Annotated in this window: 5 protein-coding genes; 1 reads left to right on the plus strand and 4 read right to left on the minus strand. The window is 69.5% G+C overall.

Going from position 1 to position 3,919, the window contains the following annotated elements:
- Window positions 1-28 precede the first annotated feature (28 nt).
- The 4 genes from J1C73_RS33570 to lipB all read right to left on the minus strand — a co-directional run bounded on the left by J1C73_RS33570 (window position 29) and on the right by lipB (window position 3,179).
- Window positions 29-739, minus strand: coding sequence for a DUF4191 domain-containing protein (locus J1C73_RS33570; protein ID WP_123470222.1), 711 nt, complete (start codon window positions 737-739; stop codon window positions 29-31).
- 19 nt (window positions 740-758) lie between these two features.
- Complete coding sequence (locus J1C73_RS33575) at window positions 759-959, minus strand: SCO2195 family GlnR-regulated protein (RefSeq protein WP_123470220.1); 201 nt, start codon at window positions 957-959, stop codon at window positions 759-761.
- Between the two features lie 294 nt (window positions 960-1,253).
- Window positions 1,254-2,234 (minus strand): lipoyl synthase, encoded by a 981-nt coding sequence (gene lipA / locus J1C73_RS33580; protein ID WP_207319664.1) that lies wholly within the window; start codon window positions 2,232-2,234, stop codon window positions 1,254-1,256.
- A gap of 132 nt (window positions 2,235-2,366) precedes the next feature.
- Complete coding sequence (lipB, locus tag J1C73_RS33585) at window positions 2,367-3,179, minus strand: lipoyl(octanoyl) transferase LipB (protein ID WP_207319665.1); 813 nt, start codon at window positions 3,177-3,179, stop codon at window positions 2,367-2,369.
- Window positions 3,180-3,444: 265 nt separating this feature from the next.
- On the opposite strand from lipB, the gene J1C73_RS33590 reads away from it, so the two are divergent.
- A partial coding sequence (locus J1C73_RS33590; protein WP_504745048.1) for an NsdA family TPR-like regulatory protein occupies window positions 3,445-3,919 on the plus strand: 475 nt, incomplete at its 3' end.

A 3,919-nucleotide genomic window follows, 5' to 3' on the forward strand; every position in this document is an offset into this window, starting at 1 on the left:
CGCCCTCTTCATGTGCCGTCTTCGTGCGTCAGCGCATCTTTCCGCCGCGCGGCATCCGCATACCCTTCGGCATCGGGCCCTTCGGCAGCGGCATGTTGCTCATCAGGTCGCCCATCGCGCGCAGCCGGTCGTTGGCGGCGGTCACCTGGGGGCCGGTCAGGACGCGCGGCAGCTTCAGCATCTTGGTGCGCACCTTCTTGAGCGGCACCTGGCCCTCGTCGTTGCCGACGATGATGTCGTGCACGGGTACGTCGACCACGATGCGGGCCATCTTCTTCTTCTCGGCCGCGAGCAGGGTCTTCACCCGGTTCGGGTTGCCCTCGCCCACCAGCACGATGCCCGCCTTGCCCACGGCACGGTGGACGACGTCCTGGCTGCGGTTCATCGCGACCGCGGGGGTCGTGGACCAGCCGCGGCCCACGCGGTCCAGCACCGCGGCCGCAGCGCCCGGCTGCCCCTCCATCTGCCCGAAGGCGGCCCGCTCGGCACGCCGTCCGAAGACGATCGCCATCGCGAGGAGGGCGAGCACGAAGCCCAGGATGCCCACGTAGATCGGGTGGTTGATCAGGAAACCGATCGCGAGGAGGACACCGAAGGTGACGATTCCCACACCCGCGACGACAAGACCGATCTTGCTGTCGGTCCGCCTGGTCATCTTGTAGGTCAGGGCGATCTGCTTGAGCCGCCCCGCGTTCTCGGCGCTGTCCGCGCCTTCAGTGGTTTTTGCCTTCCTCGCCATGCAATGAAGTTTACGTGGCCTAAGAACGGTGCTCGGCCACGGCCTCCAGTACGTACTCGGACTCGACCCGGTCCTTGGCCCGGCGGCGGTCCTCCAGGACGGCCGTCCAGGCGTTGCGGCGGGCGGTGCGCTGGCCGCTGCTCAGCAGCAACGACTCGACGGCGCGGAGGGCGTTGGTGACGGTCGGAATGGCGGTGGCACGTACCGGCGCGGCCTGCATCGTGGAAGTCCCCTCGGAACGGATGCGCGGACTGAGCGGCGCTCAGTGGGCGGACTGTGTTGCGCGGACTGGATACGGAAGCGGCGTGGCAGCGGCCGGGAAAGCCACTGTGCCGCGTGCATCCAGGGTCACTGCTCGGTGTTACCAGCGCATGACCGGTCGGTCAAACACCAATGAAACCTTGATATGGGCGCCGCGCACGTCGGCGCGGCCCATCCGCGCCTCCGGCCTGCGAGGAGCGGACGGGCCGCGCCGAATCAGTTATTACTGTTCAGTAGCTTCTTGTGCCCGGTTTCACACGGACGTCTGCCGCGCGGCCGGTGCGGTGGCGGTGGCGCCGCGCCGCTCGATCGCCTGCTGGAAGAGCCGGCCCGCGCGGTACGAGGAACGGACCAGCGGCCCGGACATCACACCGGAGTAGCCGATCGCGTCGGCCTCGTCCTTGAGCTCCACGAACTCGTGCGGCTTCACCCAGCGCTCGACCGGGTGGTGGCGCGGGGTCGGCCGCAGGTACTGCGTGATCGTGATGAGCTCGCAACCCGCGTCGTGCAGGTCCCGGAGTGCCTGGCTGACTTCCTCGCGGGTCTCGCCCATGCCGAGGATCAGGTTGGACTTGGTCACCAGACCGGCCTCACGGGCCCGGGTGATGACCTCCAGGGAACGCTCGTACCGGAAGCCGGGGCGGATCCGCTTGAAGATCCGCGGCACCGTCTCCACGTTGTGCCCCAGCACCTCGGGGCGCGAGGAGAAGACCTCGGCGAGCTGCGCGGGCTCTGCGTTGAAGTCGGGGATCAGCAGCTCCACCTTGGTGTGGCCGGTCTCCCGCTCCGCCGTCAGCGCGTGGATCTGGCGCACGGTCTCCGCGTACAGCCAGGCGCCGCCGTCCTCCAGGTCGTCGCGGGCGACGCCGGTGATGGTGGCGTAGTTCAGGTCCATCGTGACGACGGACTCACCGACGCGGCGGGGCTCGTCCCGGTCCAGCTCCTGGGGCTTGCCCGTGTCGATCTGGCAGAAGTCACAGCGCCGGGTGCACTGGTCGCCGCCGATGAGGAACGTGGCCTCGCGGTCCTCCCAGCACTCGAAGATGTTGGGGCAGCCCGCCTCCTGGCACACCGTGTGCAGACCCTCGCTCTTCACGAGCTTCTGCAGCTGGTTGTACTCGGGGCCCATCTTCGCCCGGGTTTTGATCCACTCGGGCTTCCGCTCGATGGGGGTCTGGCTGTTCCGGACCTCAAGGCGCAGCATCTTGCGCCCGTCGGGTGCGACAGCGGACACTCCGGCACTCCCCTTTGCTTTCACTGCATTGGATTCTTCGGCGAACACCAGGGTACGCCCGTAGTTCATACGGCTTTACGTCTGCCCAACCTGTGGCCGGCAGGGCCTATTCCCGGAGCGGTGTTCCGAGCGTCATGCCGTGGCCACGGCATCGGCCGCGCGCTCGATGGTGCGCGGGGCGAGCTCGGCGTTCTCCAGGACGTCCCTGAGGTGCTTCTCGACGACCGGGAGCACATCCGCGATTCCGAGGTCGCGGCCCAGCTCGTACGCGAGCGAGGTGACGCCCGCGTCCCGGATGCCGCACGGCACGATCCGGTCGAACGAGGTGTTGTCCGGGTTCACGTTGAGCGCGAAACCGTGCATGGTCACGCCCTTGGCGACCCGGATGCCGATGGCGGCCAGCTTGCGGTCCTCGCGGCGCTGGCCGGCGTTGGACGGGGCGTACTCGGGGCCGTTCAGCCGGGCGTCGAACTCCTCGTCCCGGAGCCTCGGGTCGAAGTCGAGGGAGAGGCCGCCGATCGCCGGACGCTCCTCGACCGGGTCACCGAGCACCCAAACGCCGCTGCGGCCCTCGACCCGGCTGGTCCCCACCCCGAACTCGGCCGCCGTACGGATCAGCGCCTCCTCCAGACGGCGGACGTGCGCGACCACGTCCACCGGGCGAGGCAGCTTCTGGATCGGGTAGCCGACCAGCTGGCCCGGTCCGTGCCAGGTGATCTTGCCGCCGCGGTCCACGTCGATGACCGGCGTGCCGTCCAGGGGGCGCTCGCTGTCCGCCGTGCGCCGGCCGGCCGTGTAGACGGGCGGGTGCTCCAGCAGCAGGCAGGTGTCGGGGACGGTGTCCTCGAACCGTGCCGCGTGCACCTCGCGCTGCTTCTGCCAGGCCTCCTGGTAGTCGACGGCCTCCTCGCCGAACCCCAGACGGACGAACCGAAGCTCAGTCACGGCAGCAGCCTTTCTCCTTGCGGTGCCGCGGCCGGGGGGTATCCCCGGCGCCACGCCACCATGCACCGAATCGCGCCTCCCGCAACTGTACGACCGGTCCCGGATCGTCGGCCCGGCAGGTTGTTCCCGTCAGCGTCCCCGCAATCCTCACACGATCGGATGAATGTGAAGCGAAGGTGGCCGAGGTCGCCCCGCAGGCCGCTAAATTCGCGCCGTTCCATAAGGGCTGCCCGCCCGGCCCCGAAGGCAGGAGACCGTACAGCTGATGTCGGAACGACCTCCGCAGCGCACCCCCAACCGCCGACTCGCCTCGCTCATCACCGAAGCCGGGTTCTCCAACGCCGGCCTCGCCCGCCGGGTGGACCAGCTCGGCCTCGAACACGGCCTCGACCTGCGGTACGACAAGACCTCCGTGACCCGCTGGCTGCGCGGCCAGCAGCCGCGGGGAACCACCCCGGCACTGATCGCGGAGGTCTTCACCCGGCGGCTGGGGCGCAGACTCTCCGCCCAGGACCTGGGCCTCGACGCCTGCGCCCCCGTCTACGCGGGCCTGGAGTTCGCCGCCACCCCCGCCGAGGCGGTCGACATCGTCAGCGGACTCTGGCGGAAGGACTCCGGCAGCCATGCGGAGCTGCGGAAGATCGCCTTCACCCCGGCAGGACTGGTCGTCCCCAGCCGGGACTGGCTGATCGGCCGGGCGGACGAGTGGGTGGGGCGCGACACCGCGCCCCACCCACTCG

It is taken from the genome of Streptomyces laculatispora, from assembly GCF_017353455.1.
Classification (GTDB): Bacteria; Actinomycetota; Actinomycetes; order Streptomycetales; family Streptomycetaceae; genus Streptomyces; species Streptomyces laculatispora.